Origin of the sequence: Bacillus sp. es.036 (genome assembly GCF_002563635.1) — a bacterium.
In the GTDB taxonomy this organism is placed as follows: domain Bacteria; phylum Bacillota; class Bacilli; order Bacillales; family Guptibacillaceae; genus Guptibacillus.
Genome location: NZ_PDIZ01000001.1, coordinates 2,344,054 through 2,364,256, shown reverse-complemented (window position 1 = coordinate 2,364,256; position 20,203 = coordinate 2,344,054). Strand labels below are relative to the sequence as shown.

19 protein-coding genes are annotated in these 20,203 nt (G+C 39.3%); 14 read left to right on the top strand and 5 right to left on the bottom strand.

Going from position 1 to position 20,203, the window contains the following annotated elements; genetic code table 11:
- Positions 1–77: 77 nt before the first annotated feature.
- Positions 78–563 carry a GAF domain-containing protein gene (locus ATG70_RS12125; protein WP_098444554.1) on the bottom strand — a complete coding sequence of 162 codons (486 nt, stop codon included), beginning with the start codon at positions 561–563 and terminating at the stop codon, positions 78–80.
- A gap of 150 nt (positions 564–713) precedes the next feature.
- Here ATG70_RS12125 and refZ point away from each other — a divergent pair, with 150 nt between their 5' ends.
- Positions 714–1,367, top strand: coding sequence for a forespore capture DNA-binding protein RefZ (gene refZ, locus ATG70_RS12120; protein WP_098444553.1), 654 nt, complete (start codon positions 714–716; stop codon positions 1,365–1,367).
- On the opposite strand, the gene hisJ is transcribed toward refZ, so the two are convergent.
- Positions 1,354–2,181 (bottom strand): histidinol-phosphatase HisJ, encoded by an 828-nt coding sequence (gene hisJ / locus ATG70_RS12115; RefSeq protein WP_098445802.1) that lies wholly within the window; start codon positions 2,179–2,181, stop codon positions 1,354–1,356. The genes refZ and hisJ overlap by 14 nt on opposite strands.
- A 229-nt stretch (positions 2,182–2,410) precedes the next feature.
- Here hisJ and ezrA point away from each other — a divergent pair, with 229 nt between their 5' ends.
- On the top strand, positions 2,411–4,108 hold the full coding sequence (gene ezrA / locus ATG70_RS12110; protein ID WP_179886259.1) for a septation ring formation regulator EzrA: 1,698 nt from the start codon (positions 2,411–2,413) through the stop codon (positions 4,106–4,108).
- A gap of 113 nt (positions 4,109–4,221) precedes the next feature.
- Here ezrA and brnQ read toward each other — a convergent pair whose 3' ends face one another.
- Positions 4,222–5,541 carry a branched-chain amino acid transport system II carrier protein gene (brnQ, locus tag ATG70_RS12105; protein ID WP_098444551.1) on the bottom strand — a complete coding sequence of 440 codons (1,320 nt, stop codon included), beginning with the start codon at positions 5,539–5,541 and terminating at the stop codon, positions 4,222–4,224.
- A gap of 282 nt (positions 5,542–5,823) precedes the next feature.
- Here brnQ and ATG70_RS12100 point away from each other — a divergent pair, with 282 nt between their 5' ends.
- The 4 genes from ATG70_RS12100 (at position 5,824) to mbcS (ending at position 10,189) form a co-directional block, all read left to right on the top strand.
- The gene (locus ATG70_RS12100) at positions 5,824–6,963 is read left to right on the top strand and encodes a cysteine desulfurase family protein (RefSeq protein ID WP_098444550.1); all 1,140 of its coding nucleotides are present in this window, start codon (positions 5,824–5,826) and stop codon (positions 6,961–6,963) included.
- 5 nt (positions 6,964–6,968) lie between these two features.
- Entirely contained in the window at positions 6,969–8,165 is a 1,197-nt protein-coding gene (gene thiI, locus ATG70_RS12095; protein ID WP_098444549.1) for a tRNA uracil 4-sulfurtransferase ThiI, read from the top strand.
- Positions 8,166–8,254: 89 nt separating this feature from the next.
- Positions 8,255–8,455 (top strand): alpha/beta-type small acid-soluble spore protein, encoded by a 201-nt coding sequence (locus tag ATG70_RS12090; RefSeq protein WP_098444548.1) that lies wholly within the window; start codon positions 8,255–8,257, stop codon positions 8,453–8,455.
- Between the two features lie 156 nt (positions 8,456–8,611).
- A complete protein-coding gene (mbcS, locus tag ATG70_RS12085) occupies positions 8,612–10,189 on the top strand; it encodes an acyl-CoA synthetase MbcS (protein ID WP_098444547.1) in 1,578 nt (525 codons plus the stop codon).
- Between the two features lie 62 nt (positions 10,190–10,251).
- Here mbcS and ATG70_RS12080 read toward each other — a convergent pair whose 3' ends face one another.
- Positions 10,252–11,319, bottom strand: a complete 1,068-nt coding sequence (locus tag ATG70_RS12080) for an undecaprenyldiphospho-muramoylpentapeptide beta-N-acetylglucosaminyltransferase (RefSeq protein ID WP_098444546.1) — start codon at positions 11,317–11,319, stop codon at positions 10,252–10,254.
- Between the two features lie 165 nt (positions 11,320–11,484).
- Here ATG70_RS12080 and ATG70_RS12075 point away from each other — a divergent pair, with 165 nt between their 5' ends.
- Positions 11,485–13,077, top strand: a complete 1,593-nt coding sequence (locus tag ATG70_RS12075; RefSeq protein WP_098444545.1) for an amidohydrolase — start codon at positions 11,485–11,487, stop codon at positions 13,075–13,077.
- A 59-nt stretch (positions 13,078–13,136) separates the two neighbouring features.
- Here the strand turns inward: ATG70_RS12075 and ATG70_RS12070 are convergent, their stop codons facing one another.
- On the bottom strand, positions 13,137–13,934 hold the full coding sequence (locus ATG70_RS12070) for an NAD kinase (protein ID WP_098444544.1): 798 nt from the start codon (positions 13,932–13,934) through the stop codon (positions 13,137–13,139).
- Positions 13,935–14,216: 282 nt separating this feature from the next.
- Between ATG70_RS12070 and sppA the strand changes: the two genes are divergently transcribed.
- From sppA to ATG70_RS12035, 7 genes are all read left to right on the top strand, one after another.
- The gene (sppA, locus tag ATG70_RS12065) at positions 14,217–15,212 is read left to right on the top strand and encodes a signal peptide peptidase SppA (protein WP_098444543.1); all 996 of its coding nucleotides are present in this window, start codon (positions 14,217–14,219) and stop codon (positions 15,210–15,212) included.
- Positions 15,213–15,225: 13 nt separating this feature from the next.
- Positions 15,226–15,699 carry an RDD family protein gene (locus tag ATG70_RS12060; protein ID WP_098444542.1) on the top strand — a complete coding sequence of 158 codons (474 nt, stop codon included), beginning with the start codon at positions 15,226–15,228 and terminating at the stop codon, positions 15,697–15,699.
- Between the two features lie 98 nt (positions 15,700–15,797).
- A complete protein-coding gene (locus tag ATG70_RS12055) occupies positions 15,798–16,397 on the top strand; it encodes a DUF2953 domain-containing protein (RefSeq protein ID WP_098444541.1) in 600 nt (199 codons plus the stop codon).
- Between the two features lie 28 nt (positions 16,398–16,425).
- Positions 16,426–16,962, top strand: coding sequence for a GerW family sporulation protein (gene ytfJ, locus ATG70_RS12050; RefSeq protein WP_098444540.1), 537 nt, complete (start codon positions 16,426–16,428; stop codon positions 16,960–16,962).
- 119 nt (positions 16,963–17,081) lie between these two features.
- Positions 17,082–17,579 (top strand): thiol peroxidase, encoded by a 498-nt coding sequence (gene tpx, locus ATG70_RS12045; RefSeq protein ID WP_098444539.1) that lies wholly within the window; start codon positions 17,082–17,084, stop codon positions 17,577–17,579.
- 175 nt (positions 17,580–17,754) lie between these two features.
- The gene (locus tag ATG70_RS12040; protein ID WP_098444538.1) at positions 17,755–18,747 is read left to right on the top strand and encodes a class I SAM-dependent methyltransferase; all 993 of its coding nucleotides are present in this window, start codon (positions 17,755–17,757) and stop codon (positions 18,745–18,747) included.
- Positions 18,748–18,922: 175 nt separating this feature from the next.
- Positions 18,923–20,110, top strand: coding sequence for an acetate kinase (locus tag ATG70_RS12035; protein ID WP_098444537.1), 1,188 nt, complete (start codon positions 18,923–18,925; stop codon positions 20,108–20,110).
- Positions 20,111–20,203 lie beyond the last annotated feature (93 nt).

Below are 20,203 nucleotides of genomic sequence, written 5' to 3'. Positions count from 1 at the left end.
AACCGTCCAATGGAGACTTCCATTGGACGGTTTTTATCATTACTTAAAGTTCTTATAGATGAAGATTAAACCTGATCTTAAAGGTAATCTTGCAATGCTAGTGTGAATTTTTCTAAATACTCTTGATCCACTTCATCAAAGCGTCCAACTTCTGGGCTGTCAATATCAAGAACGCCAAGAAGTGCCCCATTCGTAAAAATAGGCACTACAATTTCAGATTGAGACGCAGCGTCACAGGCAATATGTCCTGGGAACTCATGGACATTTTCAATTCTCATTGTTTTGCCTTCCTTGGATGCGGTGCCGCATACGCCTTTTCCATTCTGAATTCTGACACAAGCGGGTAGCCCCTGAAATGGACCTAGAACAAGTTGATCGGTTTCTTTTTCATATAAATAAAAACCTACCCAGTTCACATCTGATAAAAACTGATTTAATAATGCAGAAGCATTTGCAAGGTTGGCTAGCTGATTCGTCTCGCCATCTAGCAGTGCTCTTAATTGTTTAATTACCATTTGATAGTCTTTTTCTCTTTTACCTGAATAGGATTCGACCTCAAACATGTCAAAACACCTCTTCCTTAACTCGAAATTATGATAATCATATCAAATCTTGTTGAGGAACACACATATTTTGTCGCACGATTATTAAAGGAATGGAGGAGCAATTAACGAATGAGTTACTAAGAACGAACTATTTGGAGGTGGTTCCTAGTGAAACAGGAGCGAGATACAGTATCGAAGCGAAGTGTCATCCAGGCCGCCATTCAACTCTTTAACACCAAAGGATTCCACGGTACTTCAGTTCGTGATATTGCGAGTAAAGCAGAGGTAAACGTTGCGCTAATCTCTTATTACTTTAATGGAAAAAAGGGATTAGCTGAGTTTTTAATGACTTCTTTTCTTGAAGGATATGTAAAAGAGATTGAAGCTGCATATCAACAGCTTGAAGGGCACTCAGCAAAAACATGTCTTATTGACGCAATTGAGCGTGTGATGGAATATCAGTATTTGAATAGACAGTTAGCTCGATTTGTACACCGAGAGATCACATTCGATTCTGTTCTTGTTCGTGAAATTATGACCACTTATCTGGCGAAAGAAAAGTATTATTTCACTAGGATTTTAGAAGTGGGTTTTGCGAGAAAAGAGTTCCGCCCTCAACCCATTGATTATATTGTGATGCAATTGAAAGGAATGCTTTCGATGCCTTTTTTACACCCTCAATATATTCTCGAAGTGCATCATATTCAACCGAATGAACGTTATTTTATTCAAAAATATAACAAACAGTTAAATGAGTGGATACAATTAACTGTTTGTAGGGAGAAGAAGTGGGACAAGCGCCCGCTTGTTATGAATGGGTGAATTTATTTGGCTTTTGAAGTAACGGAGTGATCAGCCGATCTGCTCCCTGACCAATCCCTTTTGCACTATGGGCATCTGAACCATAGACGAGAGGGATTTCTCGTTTTAACGCTTCTTTGACGACTTGATCGCTTGGATAGGGTTCTTCGCAAAGTGGCTTCACTGTACCAGCACCATTGTAGTCAAGAGAATAGTTGTGATCTTTAATCGCAATAAGAATAGTAGCTATTTCACTTTGAAAATCATTTTTAACCGGATATTTTTTCTGGAATTTATTTGCGAGTGTCATATGTCCTATGCGAGTAGGCTTGTAATTTCCTAAATTGGATTTAATGGACTTTAGCACAGTTTCATAATATTTTTTATGAACCATTTCAACCGAACCCAACGCTTGGATCAAGTCATTGAATGCTTCTGTGCTATAGTCTAGGCATGTATAGAAATCACCGTGTTTGATAAAGTGGACGGAAAGAATGGCGTCATCTAGAAATGGACCAACTGAATCAAGTAATTGTCTTGTCTCTTCCTCATAACCCTCAATATAATCAACTTCAAGTCCGCTATTAATTTCAATTAAACCCTTATACTTTTCTTTCAGTTGTTGAATGGAATTAAAGTAACTATGAACGTCCTCCCAATTCATCCCGCTGTCTTTGTCTGGAACAGGATCGGTAAAGGTTTTAGGGAGGGGAGCATGTTCCGTAAAAGTCATTCCTTTATAACCTGCTTGTATTGCTGCTTCTACGTACTCTTCAAATTGATCAGTGGAGCCGTGTGGACAAAAAGGAGAGTGGATGTGTCCATCGTATGAAATATTCATTCTAAAGCACCTTCTTTCAAAAAATGAAAAAGTTTATAATATAATCAAGGATTTTAACTGTCGAATATTGAATTTATTTAGTCAAAGAGGTAATTACATGGTATCATAAAAACATTAATGAATTTCCTACATATTTGTTTATAAAAGATCTATATCTGATGATTTAGACTGCTTAATTAGCATGTATACATAAATTGATGATGTGGAAGAAGGGGTGCTTCCGTTGGAGTATATTGTCATTGCGATTATTTTACTGGTTGCCGTCATATTATATGGCACTTTTGCTAGAAGAAAAATATACAATGAGATCGATCGTCTAGAAGAATGGAAGATTGATATATTGAATAGACCTGTAACTGATGAGATCTCGAGAGTAAAGGGATTAACAATGTCAGGACAAACGGAAGAGAAATTTGAGAAGTGGCGTGAAGAATGGGACGAAATTGTTGCCGTTAAACTTCCTAATCTAGAAGAACAGCTCATGGATACAGAAGAAGCAGCAGAGAAGTATCGCTTTCGAAAAGCGAAAGCGACTCTTGTTGAAACGCGCGAACGGTTAGAGCAAATTGAAAAGCGAATTGAATTAATGTTGGAAGATATCAATGAACTTGTTTCCAGTGAAGAGCAAAACCGAACGGACATTATTTCTGTCCAAGAAGTGTTTAGGGAAGCAAAGCAACGCCTATTATCTCAGAACCGTTCGCTTGGAAAGGCTTATCCAACGCTTGATGCAGAGCTTGAGGAGCTAAAGCAGAATCTTAAGCATTATGAACAGCTGACAGAAGAAGGAAATTACCTTGAGGCAAGAAGTGTACTAATGGAAATTCAAGAACGGTTAGCAGTTGTTCAGGATAAAATTGCTGTAACACCCGAATTAATTGCTTTAGTTCATACGCAAATACCTGCTCAGTTGAAAGAGCTTGAAGATGGTACTTCTGCGATGGCATCTGAAGGCTATGTCCTGGATCACCTGGAAATTCAGGATCACATCGAACAGGTAGAGTCAGACCTCGTACGTTTTGAATCTGCTATCGAGAAGACCGAAGTTCAAGAAATGAAAACAGAAATTGATTCGGTACGAAGAAGTATTGAAGGACTATATGACCAATTAGAAGCCGAGGTAGATGCAAGGCACCTCGTTACTGAAAAAGTAGAAGAGATTGAACATGAATTGTTCAAAACAAATTCTTATCTTCAGGATTTACAGGAAGAAACGAACGTTGTTCAACTAAGCTATCGGTTAGAAGAACAAGAACTAAACATGATAAAAGATATCGAACTGAAAATTTCAGATATGCATATTCGCTTTAATGCTGTTCGGGAAGCGGTAGATGGTAATCAACAAGCTTATACGAGTCTTGCTGAGTCAGTGCTTTCTTTAAAAGAAGATCTTGCAACGATTGATCACGAAATGCAGATTCAAAAAGAAAACTTGCACATGCTTAGGCGAGATGAGCTTAAAGCACTTGATACGATTAAAGATCTAAAGCGGAAGTTAATTGAATCTAGAAGAATGATGAAATTAAGTAATTTACCAGGCATACCTGAGTCTTATCTTGATGGCTATGAACTAGCTGAAGACATTATTATCGAATTAAGTGAACGCCTTTCAGACGTACCGCTTGATATCTATCAAATTAATGAAGTGTTAGCTGACGCGGAACGTGCGGTTGAGCACAGCACGGAAATTACGAAGAAGCTTGTCGAAGACGCTGTCTTAACGGAACGCTTAATCCAGTTTGGCAATCGGTATCGTGGGAAGCATCGAAGTGTGGATGAATTGCTACAAAAAGCAGAAAATCACTTTAGACAATATGAGTATGATGATGCCTTATCTACAGCTGAAGCTGCAATTGAAAAAGTAGATCCGCAGGTGCTTCAAACTCTTAAAAATGATGTAAGAGAACCTGTTGAATCGTAGCTCTCCTTTCGAGGAGAGCTTTTTTGTGTGGCAAGATCTTCCTGATGACTCGTTTCAATGAATGGTCGTTTAACAAAAAGAAAGAACGCAGGCGGATAGCCTGCGTTCTTAAATTACGACGCTTGTTTAGTTGTTCTGGAGAGTAAGAGGCCAATCACAGCACCTACAATGGCCGGGATAACCCATCCTACGCCTTCGCTATAAAGCGGCAGGGTTTGCATGATGCCCATACCTGGCAAAGTGATTCCCGCTCCTTCTAGAGCGTTTGGCACGCTAATGATGACTGTTAAGATAATCGCTCCCCTATAAACATGGGGGTGAATCGGAAAAGCATTCTCAAGAAACGTTAGAAAAATTAAAACAATAGCGATCGGATAAATGGCGATTAAAACAGGTAAAGTAAACGTAATAAGCTGTGTTAGACCGAGATTCGCAACGAATGTACTAAATAGCGTAACGACTAGAATAACGGTTTTGTAGGAAAGCTTTGGATATGTTTTAGAAAAATACTCTCCGCAGGCGGTTACGAGGCCTACAGATGTGGTTAAGCAGGCGAAAGTTATCGCTGCCCCAAGCAAAAGCGTTCCTAATGAGCCAAATAAGTAGCTAGCAATACTTGATAATATCGCTCCCCCGTTATTTGCGGAGCCAACAAGGCTCGTGCTTGTTGCACCGATATACGCCAATGAAAGATAAATGGCGGTTAATCCAATCGCTGCAAGAATGCCCGCTTTTAGTACAGCAATCGAAACATTTTTACGATCAGAGACGCCTTTATCGTTGACAGCTTGTATCACAACGATTCCGAATACAAGGGCAGCAATAGCGTCCATTGTAAGATATCCTTCGATAAAGCCTTTAAAGAACACGCCACTCTTATATTCAGGTGCAGGCGTAGATAAAGGTCCAGGAGGATTTATAAATGCGCCAATAATAAGACTACCTAGAACTAAAATTAAAAGTGGGGTTAGTATTTTTCCGACTCGATCCACTAACCTTGTCGGGTTTAATGATAACCAGAATGTTAACCCGAAGAAAATGAGAGTATAGAGAAATAAAGGCAATCCATTTACGTTTGTAGAGTCATTTAGAAATGGCACAACACCGATCTCGAAAGCTACAGTACCCGTGCGCGGTATTCCGAAGAATGGGCCGATTGCAAGGTAGAGAATGGCAGTAAAAATAAGTCCAAATAGCGGATGTACTTTCGATGCGATATCCCTTAAACTTCCACCTGTTAATCCAATAGCAGTTACGCCAAGAAGTGGTAAGCCGACACCTGTAATAAGAAAGCCAGCTGTGGCGATCCAAATGTTTTCACCTGCAGAGTTTCCGAGCGCTGGAGGGAAGATCATATTTCCCGCTCCTAAGAAGAGCGCAAATAGCATTAATCCGATCGTCAATGTGTCTTTATTTGATAATTTTAGTTTCATAATTGCCTCCTGAATCAACTGTTTAACATGTCCTAATTTTCGGACTTCATATTAACACAATTAATCGACGAATCATAACGTTTCTTTTAAAGATTAATTATTCTGACTATTCTTCTTCTGTTCGCATATGGAATAAAGCGACTTTGGTAATATCAACCATGGGTGAAAAGGTTTTAATCCTATCTATCCTTCTCTTCAAGATAGAATAGTTGATTTGGTAATTACTTTAACCTATGGTAAGATTATTAGTTGGAAATAAAAGATGACTGAAGGTGTCATAATATGATTTATTTGGATAATAGTGCTACTACGAAGCCGTATAACGAAGCGCTCGATGCTTTTCGTAAAACGTCTGAAAATTTTTTCGCAAATCCTTCTTCTCTTCACCGAAAAGGAGGAGAGGCAGAAAGGTTACTTCGCCAAGCAAGGTCAAGCATTGCAGAGTTATTGCACGTTAAAATAAATGAAGTTATATTTACTTCAGGTGGAACAGAAAGTAATAATCTCGCTATCAAAGGAACAGCATTTCAGTACTTGAATCAGGGGAAGCACCTGATAACTAGTTGCATTGAACATGCCTCTACCTTAGAAGCATTTCGACAACTTGAATTATTAGGATTTTCAGTAACCTATTTGCCAGTTGATCAAGATGGGAAGGTATCTTTAGATGAGCTAAAAAAAGCACTCACTCCTGATACCATTCTTGTTTCCATTATGCATGTGAATAATGAACTGGGCTCAATTCAACCTATTAAAGAGATCGGACATCTTATTAAGCAGAAGTCACGTGCCCTTTTTCATATTGATGATGTCCAGGGGATTGGAAAAGTACCACTTGATTTTAATGATGTTCAGGCCGATTTGGTTTCGTACTCAGCTCATAAATTTCACGGTCTTAAAGGAAATGGTTTATTAATTAAAGGAGAGAAGATCACTTTGCTTCCACTCCTCTCTGGTGGAGGGCAGGAAAGGGAAATTCGCTCCGGTACAGAAAATGGCCCGGGAATTGTTGCGATGGCAAAGGCTCTTCGCTTGTATTTAAATAGAGCAAAAACTCAAAAACGAATGCTGGAAACTTTAAGAACGCATGTGTTTGCAGAGCTATCAATAATCGAGGGAATTGAGCTAAATAGTTCAATGTCTGGTGCTCCACATATTGTGAATTTTTCAGTTCCAGGTATTAAACCTGAAGTATTAATTCATGCGCTCGAGGAAAAAGAAATTTATGTTTCTACGCGTTCCGCATGTTCATCAAAAACGGCTGAAATAAGCCATGTATTAGCGGCAATTGGTTTAACCACGATACGAGCAAGATCTGCTATTCGAATTAGTCTTTCTTTTGAAACGACTAAAGAACAAATTGATATATTTCTAAACGAATTGCAAACTGAAGTACCAAAACTAAAACAAGTAATGAGGTAATAGCTATGTATGATCACATCATCCTTCGCTACGGTGAAATTTCTCTTAAAGGAAAAAATAGAAAAGGTTTTATTACATCTTTGAAAAAAAGAGTGAAGCAAGTATTGTCGGATTACCCGGCAATTGAAGTACATCAATCCTTTGATCGAATGATTGTTAAACTTAACGACGAGGACCCAGAACCAATTTTAATGAAACTTAAAACAATTTTTGGGATTCATTCTTTAAGTGTGGCAATAAAAACAGACCACGATATTGATTTGATTAAAGAAAAAGCCTTACAGCTAGTGAAAGATCAAATGGGCAACGAAAGTATGACGTTTAAGGTAACGGTTAGAAGGCCATTCAAACAGTTTCCGCACCGATCGCAGGATATGAACCGTGATATTGGAGGATATGTATTAAGTAACACAGAGAAATTGACTGTTGATGTACACCATCCTGATATGGAATTGAAAGTAGAAGTGAAGCAAGATGGCGCTTATCTTAGCTGCAATAATTCCGAAGGTGCAGGTGGGTTGCCAACTGTACAAGACAATAAAGTGATGCTAATGCTGTCTGGTGGCATTGATAGTCCTGTTGCAGGCTATCTTACAATGAAACGAGGTGTAAAAGTTGAGGCTGTTCATTTTCACAGTCCTCCTTTTACAAGTGAACGTTCGAGACAAAAAGTGGAGGATCTTGTAAAAGTTCTGTCCCGTTATGGTGGGGATATTCGCCTTCATATCGTTCCGTTTACAAATACGCAAAAGGCGATTCAAAAGGAAATGCCAGATAACTATAGCATGACGATTATGAGAAGAATGATGATGCGCATTACAGAAAAACTTGCTGAGAAAAATAATGCTTTGGCCATTGCGACGGGAGAAAGTCTTGGCCAGGTTGCGAGTCAAACGATTCAGAGTATGAATACGATTAACGAGGTAACAAACTACCCGGTATTAAGGCCACTTATTTCGATGGATAAAATTGAAATTATGAGAATTTCAAGAGCGATTGATTTGTATGACATCTCGATTCGCCCTTACGAAGACTGTTGTACGGTATTCTTGCCTGAAGCTCCAAAAACAAAGCCGAAACGTGAGCATGCGAATAAATTTGAACAATACTTGCCAATTGATGAACTTGTTGAGGAAGCGGTAAATGGTGTTGAAACGATCCTCATTAAAGAAAAAGACGATTCTTTTGATGAATTGCTTTAGACTTCCAGCATTTTACCCCAATGCCATAAGTTATTAAGGATAGCACCTTCTTGTCTATCACATGATATGAGTAAGGAGGTGATTAACTCATGGCAAACAACAGTTCAAACAACCTTGTAGTTCCAGGTGTACAGCAAGCTCTAGATCAAATGAAATATGAAATTGCTTCTGAATTTGGCGTGAATCTTGGTCCTGATTCAACTTCACGTTCAAACGGGTCAGTTGGTGGCGAGATTACAAAGCGTCTTGTTCAGCAGTCTGAACAACAGTTCGGAGGATATTCCAAATAATTGAATAAATTGGCTCAGAGGAAGATGCATCAGCATCTTCCTCTTTTTTGTTGATCTATAGCAGCGTTATATGTGCGGATGTTTTCGTTAGATTAGATTCAAAACTTTCATACTTTTGTGTATAATGTAACTATTACATAATAGAGGAGGCACACAATGCAAGATTTAATTGCACCAGAATATTATAATTTAACAAGTGAAATGGAACGATTTGTTTCTAATGAAGACAAGGTTGCTTTAAAATGGCGAAGCGATCAAGGTGACGAGCAGGAAATTACATATAAGCAATTATTTGAAAAGGCAAACCGCATTGCCGGTGCTTTAACAAGTGGAGGATTAGCACCGCAAGATCGCGTATTAATTATGATGCCTAGGCTTATTGATACTTATGCTGTCTACATTGCATGTCTTAAAGCTGGACTTGTCGTAATTCCTTCCTCGGAAATGTTACGGAAAAAGGATCTGGTATACCGAATAAATCATGCAGAAGCAAAGGCGGTTATTTGTGAATCGCAATTAGTTGAAGCATTTGCAGGGGTAGAAAGTGATGCGCCATCACTGAAATATAAGTTCAGTGTCGGGATAGAAACAAAGGGGTGGCTTCCATTACTTCAACAATCCGAAAATGAAAGCGCTTCTTTCGAGGGCGTTAACACATTGCGTGATGATATGGCATTCCTTTCCTATACGTCAGGTACCACTGGTAATCCAAAAGGCGTTGTGCATAGTCATGGTTGGGCGTATGCTCATTTAAGAACCACTTCTGCATCCTGGCTTGATATTCAAGAAGGTGATAACGTTTGGGCAACAGCAGGACCTGGTTGGCAGAAGTGGATATGGAGTCCATTTGTTGCTACGTTAGGCAGTGGAGCTACTGGATTCTTATACAGTGGTAAATTTGATCCTGAAGCATATCTTGGTTTCCTTTCCAAATACGACATAAATGTTCTTTGTTGTACTCCGACAGAATACCGATTAATGGCAAAAGTAGATGGTTTGGATCGCTACAACCTTCCCGTGCTTCGAAGTGCCGTTTCAGCGGGAGAACCTCTTAATCGTGAGGTTATTGATACGTTTAGAAAGTATTTTAAAATCGATGTAAGAGACGGTTACGGTCAAACGGAAAATACGTTGCTTGTTGGTATTCTAAAAGGAATGGAAGTAAAACTAGGGTCAATGGGGAAACCAACCCCTGGAAACCAGGTGGAAATTATCAATGAAGAGGGAGAGCCGGTTCAAGTTGGGGAAGTTGGCGATATTGCCGTGCATAAAGATGTGCCAGCTCTTTTCAAAAAGTACTATCAAGATCAAGAGCGTACACAGATGGCATATAGAGGGGATTATTATTTAACAGGGGATAAGGCGTCCAAAGATGACGATGGCTACTTCTGGTTTGAGGGGAGAGGTGATGATATTATTATTAGTTCTGGATATACCATTGGACCTTTTGAAGTGGAAGATGCTCTCGTTAAGCATCCAGCTGTTCAGGAGTGTGCCGTGGTGGCAAGTCCGGATGAAGTAAGAGGGAATATTGTTAAAGCATATATTGTATTAAAAGATGCGAGTCAGGCAGGTGATGCGTTAACTCGTGAACTTCAAGATCATGTGAAAGAGTTGACGGCGCCGTACAAATACCCCCGTAAGATTGAATTTATTGAAGAACTTCCAAAGACCACGTCTGGAAAGATAAGAAGAATTGAACTCCGACAAAAAGAAACGCAGGGAGCTTCATAAAATAAGACAACAGATCTTATAGGTAAGTAAAAGAAGAGGACCATTTTTTGGTCCTCTTCTTCTTATTTTGCGATGCTTTTAATCAATGACTCGATTTTATTCGCTTGATCTCCGGCATTATCTTGCTCCATTGCTTTTAAGTAAGTTGACCGTTTCTCATAAGTTTCGCGTACTAATCTTAAGAAAGAAGCGTCGGTTAAATCTTCTTCTAACAAAACGTTAGCATAGCCCGATTTTTGAAATGATTGAGCATTTAAGATTTGGTCACCTCTACTCGCTGCTCTCGATAGTGGAATGAGCAGCATTGGTTTCTTTAGCGCAAGAAATTCAAAGATTGAATTCGATCCAGCCCTAGAAACGATTAAGTCCGCCATTGCTAATAAATCAGGAAGTTCATCTGTTACATATTCAAATTGTTTGTAACCTTTCATTTGAAGTGACTCATCAACCTGCCCTTTACCTGTAAGGTGAAGGATATCGAATGTTTGGAGCAACTGATTGAGCTGGTTACGAACCGATTCGTTGATCCGCTTTGCTCCTAGACTACCTCCCATAATAAGCATTACTGGTTTTGTTCCACTAAATTCAGCGAATGAGAGTCCTTTTGACCGGTTTCCGCTTTTTAATTCATCGCGGACCACAGCCCCAATGTATTCTGCTTTATTTTCAGGAAGGTGTTTCACAGTTTCTGGAAAAGTGGTGCACACTTTTGATGCGAAAGGAATTGCTACTTTGTTAGCAAGGCCGGGAGTTAAATCAGATTCGTGAATAATGACAGGTACTCCGTTCATTTTACCGGCAATCACAACCGGGACAGAAACAAATCCACCTTTTGAGAAAATAACAGATGGTTTTTCTCGTTTAATAATAGAGAAAGCTTCTCCAACGCCTTTAATAACTTTAAAAGGATCTTTAAAGTTATTCCAGTCAAAATATCTTCTTAACTTTCCGGTTGCAACGTGATGATACGTAACGCCTTTAACGGGTTCAATAAGCTGACGTTCAATCCCTTTTTCAGATCCGATATAATGGATATCCCAATCTTCTTCTAAAAAACGGGGGATAAGAGCTAAATTAACGGTAACGTGTCCGGCTGATCCACCGCCTGTAAATAAAATCTTCTTCTTCAACGTGATTTCCTCACCTTCAACAATTGTCTTGCACTTTCTCTTAGATATTCTTATTGTATCATGATTGAAAAATCAACCAAGAGTTTGAAGAAAAACCAGAAGATTCACAGTTTATAATAGGAATGATACAATAAGCTCACAAATCGGATAAAGGGGAGAACATCAGTGGGAACGCTTTGGTTTGGTGGAAAGATCTATACGCTTGAACATGAAAATGAAACAGTAGAAGCTGTTTATACAGAAAATGGCCGAATAAAAAAGGTCGGGTCTAAATCAGAACTTACCTCGATGTTCGGAAAAGAAATGACGGCACAGTATGATTTGAAAGGGAATGTGATGATTCCTGGATTTGTCGATAGTCATCTTCATATGATTGGGCACGGGGAAAAGCTCCTTCGCCTTAATTTATCGGAAGCTGCTTCTGCAGAAGAAATGAAACGTCTCCTTGAAAAAAAAGTAGAGGAAATTGCCCCATTTGAGTGGGTGATTGGAGAAGGTTGGAATGAAAACAACTTTCAGGATCGAAAAATCTTTCATCGTGACGAGTTGGATGAGATTGCGCCAAATCATCCGATGATGCTAACAAGAGTATGTCGACATGCGATTCTTGCTAACTCTATTGCGCTCGATCTTGCGGGAATTACGGATGATACGCCTGATCCTGAAGGTGGCGTGATTATGCGTGATAGTAACGGCAGAGCAACTGGATATTTACTTGACCGTGCACAGGAATTAGTTAAGAATGCGATGCCTGAGGCAAGCATCGAGTTTCTCGAAAAAGCACTCTCGTGTTCAGTAGATGATCTTGTTGCACAAGGAGTGACAGGTGGTCATAGTGAAGATTTAAACTATTACGGTGGATTTACACGTACGTACGAAACGTTTTTGAATGTGATCAATGGTCAGCGCAAATTCAGAGCGAATCTACTCGTTCATCACGAAGTTATCGAAGACATGCGAAAACAGGGGCTGGGCTTTGGCGATGGAACGAACTATGTTGAACTTGGAGCAATGAAGATCTTTGCTGATGGGGCACTGGGAGGACGTACGGCATTGTTAAGCCATCCATACAATGATTCCCCTGACACGTCAGGAGTTGCCATTCACAGCATTGAAGGGCTGACTGAACTTGTAAAGAAAGCGAGGTCGCATGATATGCCTGTGGCCATTCATGTCATTGGTGATCTGGCTCTTGAATATGCCATTGAAGCCATTGAACAGTACCCTGCTCCATTCGGTTTGAGAGATCGTCTGATTCATACTCAAGTAATGCGAGAAGATTTGTTAAAGCGATTAAAAGAGCTTTCAGTTATTCTCGATATCCAGCCAAGATTTGTCGCATCAGACTTTCCGTGGGTTATTGAACGTCTTGGAGAAGGTAGAATGGGAATGTCCTTTGCATGGAAAACCCTCCTTGAAAGTGGAGTTCCCATTGCAGGTGGATCAGATGCGCCAATAGAACCTGTCAATCCATTACTAGGTATTCATGCAGCTGTTACACGGAAACGTCCTGAAGAATCTCATGGTGGGTATTATCCTGAACAAAAATTGTCGGTGTTTGAGAGCGTCTCTCTTTTTACAAAAGGCAGTGCGTTTGCTATTGGAAGAGAGCATGAGAGAGGTATGATTAAAGAGAACTTTGTTGCGGATTTTACAGTTTTAGATCGTGATATTTTTCACTGTGATCCAGACATTATACTTGAAACAAAACCGGTCATGACAGTTGTGGATGAAACGGTTGTATATGAAAAAATCTAATTTGTCTTAATCGACTTTAAATCAATACAAAAGCGCCGCATAGTTTGCGGCGCTTTTCCTTAAAGAAAACTTCTTTGCACTTTATGCCAAAAAGAATTGTTTTTAAGCTTAACAGTTTTGATGCGTTTTTCTGGGATATGGATTTGAATTTCTTTAGCATGTTGTATGCTCATCGCTTCATTATCGATACCGATAACTGGATAGTCATTGCCATCTTGAATGACTTGAAGCGTAAGCGTTCTCTCATCACTTAATAAAAATGGAGAGCCAAGCGTACGGTAATGATTATTGTTAAGTGAAGCAAGTTCGCTTACTTGCATACAAGCAAGTTTAGGATCTACCACAGCACCATTAACGGATTTATTATATGCCGTACTTCCCGTTGGGGTGGAAACAATGAGGCCATCTCCCCGAAACGTTTCAAAGTGAAAATCTTCTACGTATACTTCCATAGCAAGTGTTTTAATAATTGATGATCGAATGGTGCATTCATTCAAGCAATAGAAAGAGGATTCGTTGTTTACCATTACTTCTATTGTCGGATAACGACGTACTTCAATACCTTCTGATAAAATGTCGTCCACCATATTTTGGATGTTGTCGATATGGAAATCACAATAAAACCCTAGCTCGCCCGTAGAAATACCGACATAGAGACAATCTTCACGAAAGCCTGTTTTTCTAACCGCTTGAAGAAAAGCTCCGTCTCCCCCGATACTAGCGATAATGCTCGCCTCTTCAGGACTTTCTACAATATGAAAATCATTTTTTTCTGCAAGTGCCTTCAAAGGTTCTACTTTTTCCTGGATTTCTTTTGTCTGCTTGTAGAAAAAAAACAAATTACGTCGATTTGGCATTTGAATTCCTCCTTGTCCTACTGTTAGTCCTTTTTACTTTAACACTCTCTCTTTTTAGAAAAAAGAAAAAATTGAATTTAGTTCCCTTTAAAACGCGTAAAACGATTTTAAAATGGTGTGAGATGAACAGTACTTATTCTATCCAATAGAATTGTACTAAATTTGTTTCCGTACGTTTAGGAAGTGCGCTTCCTTATTTTGTATGGTATTCTCAAAAATATGAAACCAATAACTTGGTCTCATCGTACATAAGATAGCATCAGGATATAGAGGAGGCTTACTATGAATGGAAAACGATGGATTGCATTAGGTATTACAGTAGTTCTCATCATCGTATCACTTGGTTTTAATTTTGTTTCAAGTCTGGCATTTGGCGGGTGGCAAGAAGAAATGAATACGACAGACCAATTTGCAGAGACGGTTATTGAAGAAGGGAGCAGCTCGAATAAAATCGCCGTTCTTAATGTGGAAGGTGTTATTCAAGATACAGGAACGAATACTAGCTTTCTGCCGCAGGCAGGATACAATCACGATATATTTATGAAACGGTTAGAGCATGCTGCAGAAGATAAGAGCGTCAAAGGGATTATCTTAAGGCTGAATACGCCAGGCGGTGGTGTTGTAGAAAGTGAAGAGATTCACGATAAACTTTTGGAGATCAAAGAAAAAACGGATAAACCGATCTACGCTTCAATGGGAAGTATGACAGCTTCTGCGGGTTATTACATTTCTGCTCCGACAGATAAAATTGTAGCAAGTCCTTCTACAATTACAGGTTCAATTGGGGTAATCATGCAATCAATGAATTATGCAGAATTAGCTGAAAAAGTTGGTGTGAAGTGGGAGACGATTAAGAGCGGTCCTCATAAAGATATCATGTCACCGAGCCGAGAAATGACCGAAGAAGAGCGAGAAATTTTACAATCAATGATTGATAACTCATATGATCAGTTTGTTCGGATCGTGAGTGAAGGTAGAGGAATAGACGAAAGCAAAGTCCGTGAACTTGCTGACGGTAGAATATACGATGGAAGACAAGCGAAAGAAGTGAACCTTGTAGATGATCTTGGTAATTTAGAAGATACAATTGAAGGAATGAAGAAAGATCTTGGAGATAACAAGCTACAAGTTGTTCAATATAAGCAAAACCTTGGTTTTAATTCATTATTTGAAATGACAGCTGCAAAACTCATGGGGCCCGACAAAGATCTTTTAGGCATTCAGCAGCTTCTATCAACGCCGCAATCCCCTGAGTTAATGTATTTATATTCTGAATAAGGAGGCAGGCAGAATGGACGAAACAATGAGTATGACTGCCCCTCCCGCATCGGTAGACACAGAGGCGAGGCACGTACGTTATGCGGGCTTCTGGATGCGTTTTTGGGCATATTTAGTTGATATTATAGTGGTAGCAAGTTTGAATGGCATTCTGATCACACCTCTAATAAGAGGATTTGACTTACCAGCAACAGAACCGGCCATTTTACCTTTACAGGCCATTCTAACAGGAATTGTTTATTATATGTATTTTATTTTAATGACAAAATTTTTGTCTCAGACACTTGGGAAAATGCTTTTCGGATTAAAGGTAGCGTCCCTTGATAAGACGAAGTTAACCTGGGGAACCGTTATTTTTAGAGAAGGAATTGGTCGTTTTATAAGCAAGACGATTTTATTTGTAGGTTTTCTTGTCGTGGCCTTCACAAAAAAGAAACAGGGCATTCATGATTTGTTTGCTGAGACGACTGTTGTACATGAAAAATAAAATCTCATATTGAATAAACCTGCCCATTTTGGGCAGGTTTATTTTATACTCTAATTTTTTTGGTCTCTTACAAAAAAATAAAAGGAGAGAGATGTTTAGTGATTATTGCGATCGCTGCTATTCTTTTACTCTTAATCATCGCATCCTTACCTCTTATTATTTTTTCGACTGTAAGAGTAACGGTGATTATGGAACATTCTTCAACGGTGGAGGAACTTCAGATAGCTGTGAGAGCGCTTTTTGGACTTGTCGTCTATGAAACGACTATTCCCTTAATCGAGTTATTTGAAGAGGGGGAAGAAACTGTCAAAAAGAAGAAGAAAGAAAAAGGGCTTAAAGGTGAAACAAAGGAATTGGTTCAGGTATTAAAAAAAGCATTTCGTGCTAGGAAGTCGTTCTTATTTTTCTTGAAACGAGTACGTTTTAAAAATGTTCAATGGGAAACCAATTTCGGGGCGGGGAATGCTGCCAATACAGCTGTCTTTGCTGAAATTGTAATGAATGCGAAGGTAGCGATTTTTACGCTTCTATCACACTACTCAAACCTTCATACAATTCCTCAACTTATTGTCACGCCAATCTATGAAATGAAAACAATTCAAACTTATATGAAATGCATGATTACGTTCAAACTGGGGCATGCTATGATCGCGGTAATTAAATTGATGAAGTCTCAGAAAAAGTTACAGGAGGCTTAGCGGTTTAGGAAGTGAAGGAGGAAAACACATGTCTGAACATCCAATTGAAGGATTAATGCAAACGGCAATGGAAAATTTGAAAGATATGATCGATGTAAACACCATTATTGGTGATCCGGTCGAAACTCCAGATGGGAGTGTTATTTTGACGGTTTCAAAGGTTGGATTTGGATTTGCTGCTGGTGGTAGTGAATTCATGTTGAAACAACAGTCCAACCAGCAGGGCCAAAGTAAAGGGGAGCCATTTGGCGGCGGAAGTGGTGGAGGGGTTTCCATTACCCCCATTGCTTTTCTAATCGTCAGTGCAGGGGATATAAAAATGATTCATCTGGACAATACAACTCATCTTTACGAGAGACTACTTGACCTTGCACCGCAGGCTATTGAAAAGGTACAAAGCATCCTTCAAAATATGAATCAGAACTCAGATGGAAATAAAAACCAAAAAAGTCAACAAGGTCAACAAAACGCTTCAGGATCATCAAGACAAAGCTCTCAATCCAAACATCTTTTTCGGGGACAGCAAAGACATCAAGATGACAATAAGCAAGATCTCGATTTTTAAGCTACTTTATAATGAGGTAGCTTTTTTTTGTAGCTACTGCTGATTTCTTGAAATCTACTGGTTACACCTATATGATGAAGTTAGTCGTACATACGACCAATTATAAAGGAGGTATGAACATGGCTAACATTACATTTAAAGAAACGCCAATGACGCTTTTAGGTGAAGAAGTAAAAGTTGGTGACAAGGCTCCTGATTTTACTGTGCTTGCAAATGATCTATCTGAAAAGACGCTTGAAGATTATCCAGGTACTCGTCTTATTAGTGTTGTACCATCTCTTGATACAGGTGTTTGTGATGCACAAACACGTAAATTCAATGAAGAAGCTGCAAAACTTAACAACGTAAAAGTATTAACTATTAGTGCTGATCTTCCATTTGCTCAAAAACGCTGGTGTGGTGCGGCTGGTATTGAAGATGCGATTACCTTATCAGATCATCGAGACCTTTCATTTGGTAAAGCATTTGGCGTAGCTATGCAGGAACTGCGTTTGCTAGCAAGAGCTGTGTTTGTTGTGAATCGTAACGGTGAGGTTGTGCACACAGAGTACGTGAGTGAAGCGACTAATCATCCTGATTATGATGCTGCTCTAAATGCTGCAAAACAAGCGGAATAATACATCTCCTATGAAAAGGACTTCGATGACTTCATCGAAGTCCTTTTTTACACGTTAGGCGATTACGTTTTAGCTAGTTTCAAGGAAAGAAGACGTTGGTTTCTCATCTATCATTGTTGCGAAAGAAGTCAAGACTGTTTACAATAGAGACGGCGAACTGATAGGAGGCCGATTAATGTCCGAATTAACTGTAGAAAATCTATATAACGTGTTAGATGAATCAACACTTGTCATTCAAAATAAGTTAGAGATGTCTTATCTTGAAGCACTTGTCGAGACAGGTTTAAATATATTTGAAAATAAAGTCCTTCAAGAAGAACTAGATGCTGATACGGTTGTGCGTCTAAAAAATCTGTATGACTCATGTAGTCTTGATGGAGCAGAACAAGAAACGGTGCGGAAAGGGATCCAACTGGCCCTGCTTAAAGGAATGAAAAAAGGTATTCAACCTCACCATGCAATGACACCTGATAGTGTGGCGCATTTAATTGGGTATCTTGTGAAAAAATATAAAGAGGTTCTAAATCTTGATAACATGAAGATTCTTGATCCTGCTGTTGGCACTGGGAATTTGCTAACGTCAGTCCTCAATCAATTGGATGGAGAGAACGTAGAAGCGTACGGTGTTGAACCCGACGATCTTCTCTTGCACCTGGGATTTGTTAATGCTAACTTGCAAAAGCATCAAGTGGAATTTCTTCACCAGGATAGTGTGAAGCCACTCTACATTCCTCAAGTAAATACTGTGGTGACAGATTTACCTGTCGGGTATTACCCACACGAAGAGGCAGCTGCGAAATATGAGTTAAAAGCGGAAGAGGGAATGTCTTATGTTCATCATCTCTTGATCGAACAAAGTTTAAACATGACGGAAGACTCTGGTATGCTTTTCTTCATGATTCCAAACTTTCTCTTTGGAGATGATGGCGCAAAGCAAGTAAGGAATTTGCTCAACGATCGCTCTGTTATCCATGGAATTATTCAATTGCCAACTAGCTTGTTTGCGAATGAATCACAGGCCAAAAGCATCCTCGTTACTCAGAAAAAAGGAGAACATACGTTAAAACCAAAGCAAGTGATGATGGCAAAACTCCCATCGTTCTCAAATCGTGAAGCGATGCTGAACATGATGCAACAGATCAATGGGTGGTTTTCACAGCTTTCATAACTGAAGTGAAACGTTTACAAATCTGAATTGACGGAATACTTGAATGTAAGCGGTTTTCACCTTGAATAAAGTAATGGTCGGTGTTTAAATAATAAGAGTGCTAAAGATAGAAGGGTCTTACCCTTCTATTTTCGTGTCGTATTCTAATTTTACTGAAATAAAGGAGCTGTCACACATGGCGAAAATAATCGCAATCAACGCCGGTAGTTCTTCGTTGAAGTTTCAACTTTTAAATATGCCGGAAGAAACTGTTATCACAAAAGGACTCGTGGAGAGAATCGGCCTTGATGACGCCATTTTTACAATAGAAGTGCACGGTGAAAAAAAAGAAGAAATCACTAATATCCCTGATCATGCAGTAGCAGTAAAAATGCTTTTGGACAAGCTGATTAGCTTTTCTATTATTTCATCTTATGATGAAATTGAAGGTGTTGGTCATCGCGTTGTTCATGGTGGAGAGAAATTTAATGATTCTGCAATGATTACAGATGAAGTACTTGCTGGAATTGAAGAAGTATCAGAGCTTGCACCATTGCATAACCCTGCAAACCTTGTAGGTATCCGTGCGTTCCGTGAGATTTTGCCAGAAGTTCCATCTGTAGCTGTATTTGATACAGCTTTTCACCAGTCAATGCCAGAGCAATCTTTCTTATATAGCTTACCTTACGAATATTATGAAGATTACGGTGTTCGTAAGTATGGTTTCCACGGTACTTCTCATAAGTATGTTTCAGAGCGTGCTGCAGAAATGCTTGGTCGTCCGCTTGATCAATTACGTATTCTTTCTTGTCACCTTGGTAACGGAGCAAGTATTGCAGCAATTGAAGGTGGAAAGTCAATCGATACTTCCATGGGCTTTACACCACTAGCTGGTGTGACGATGGGAACTCGTTCTGGAAATATTGACCCTGCCTTAATTCCATTTATTATGGATAAGACTGGTCAAACAGCAGAAGAAGTAATGAATACATTAAATAAGAAAAGTGGTCTTCTTGGCGTATCTGGTTTCTCAAGTGATCTTCGCGATATCACAAGTAAAGCCGAAGCTGGAAACGAACGTGCTGAACTTGCCCTTGAAGTATTTACTTCTCGTATTCATAAATACATTGGGTCTTACGCTGCGCGTATGTCAGGACTAGATGCCATTATTTTCACAGCAGGTATCGGTGAAAATAGTGACGCGGTTCGTGCACGTGTGTTACGTGGCCTTGAATTTATGGGCGTTTACTGGGATCCAGCTCTAAACAAGGTGAAAGGGAAAGAAGCTTTCATTAACTATCCTCACTCACCTGTAAAAGTTATGATTATCCCAACAAATGAAGAAGTTGTGATTGCGCGAGATACTGTTCGACTTTCTAAATAAATCAAGAGCACCCGAAAAGGGTGCTCTTTTTTTTGTATCCTTCTTTCACCTTTGTTGGAAGTTTTTGAAGGGAAAAGATACAATATAGGAAAG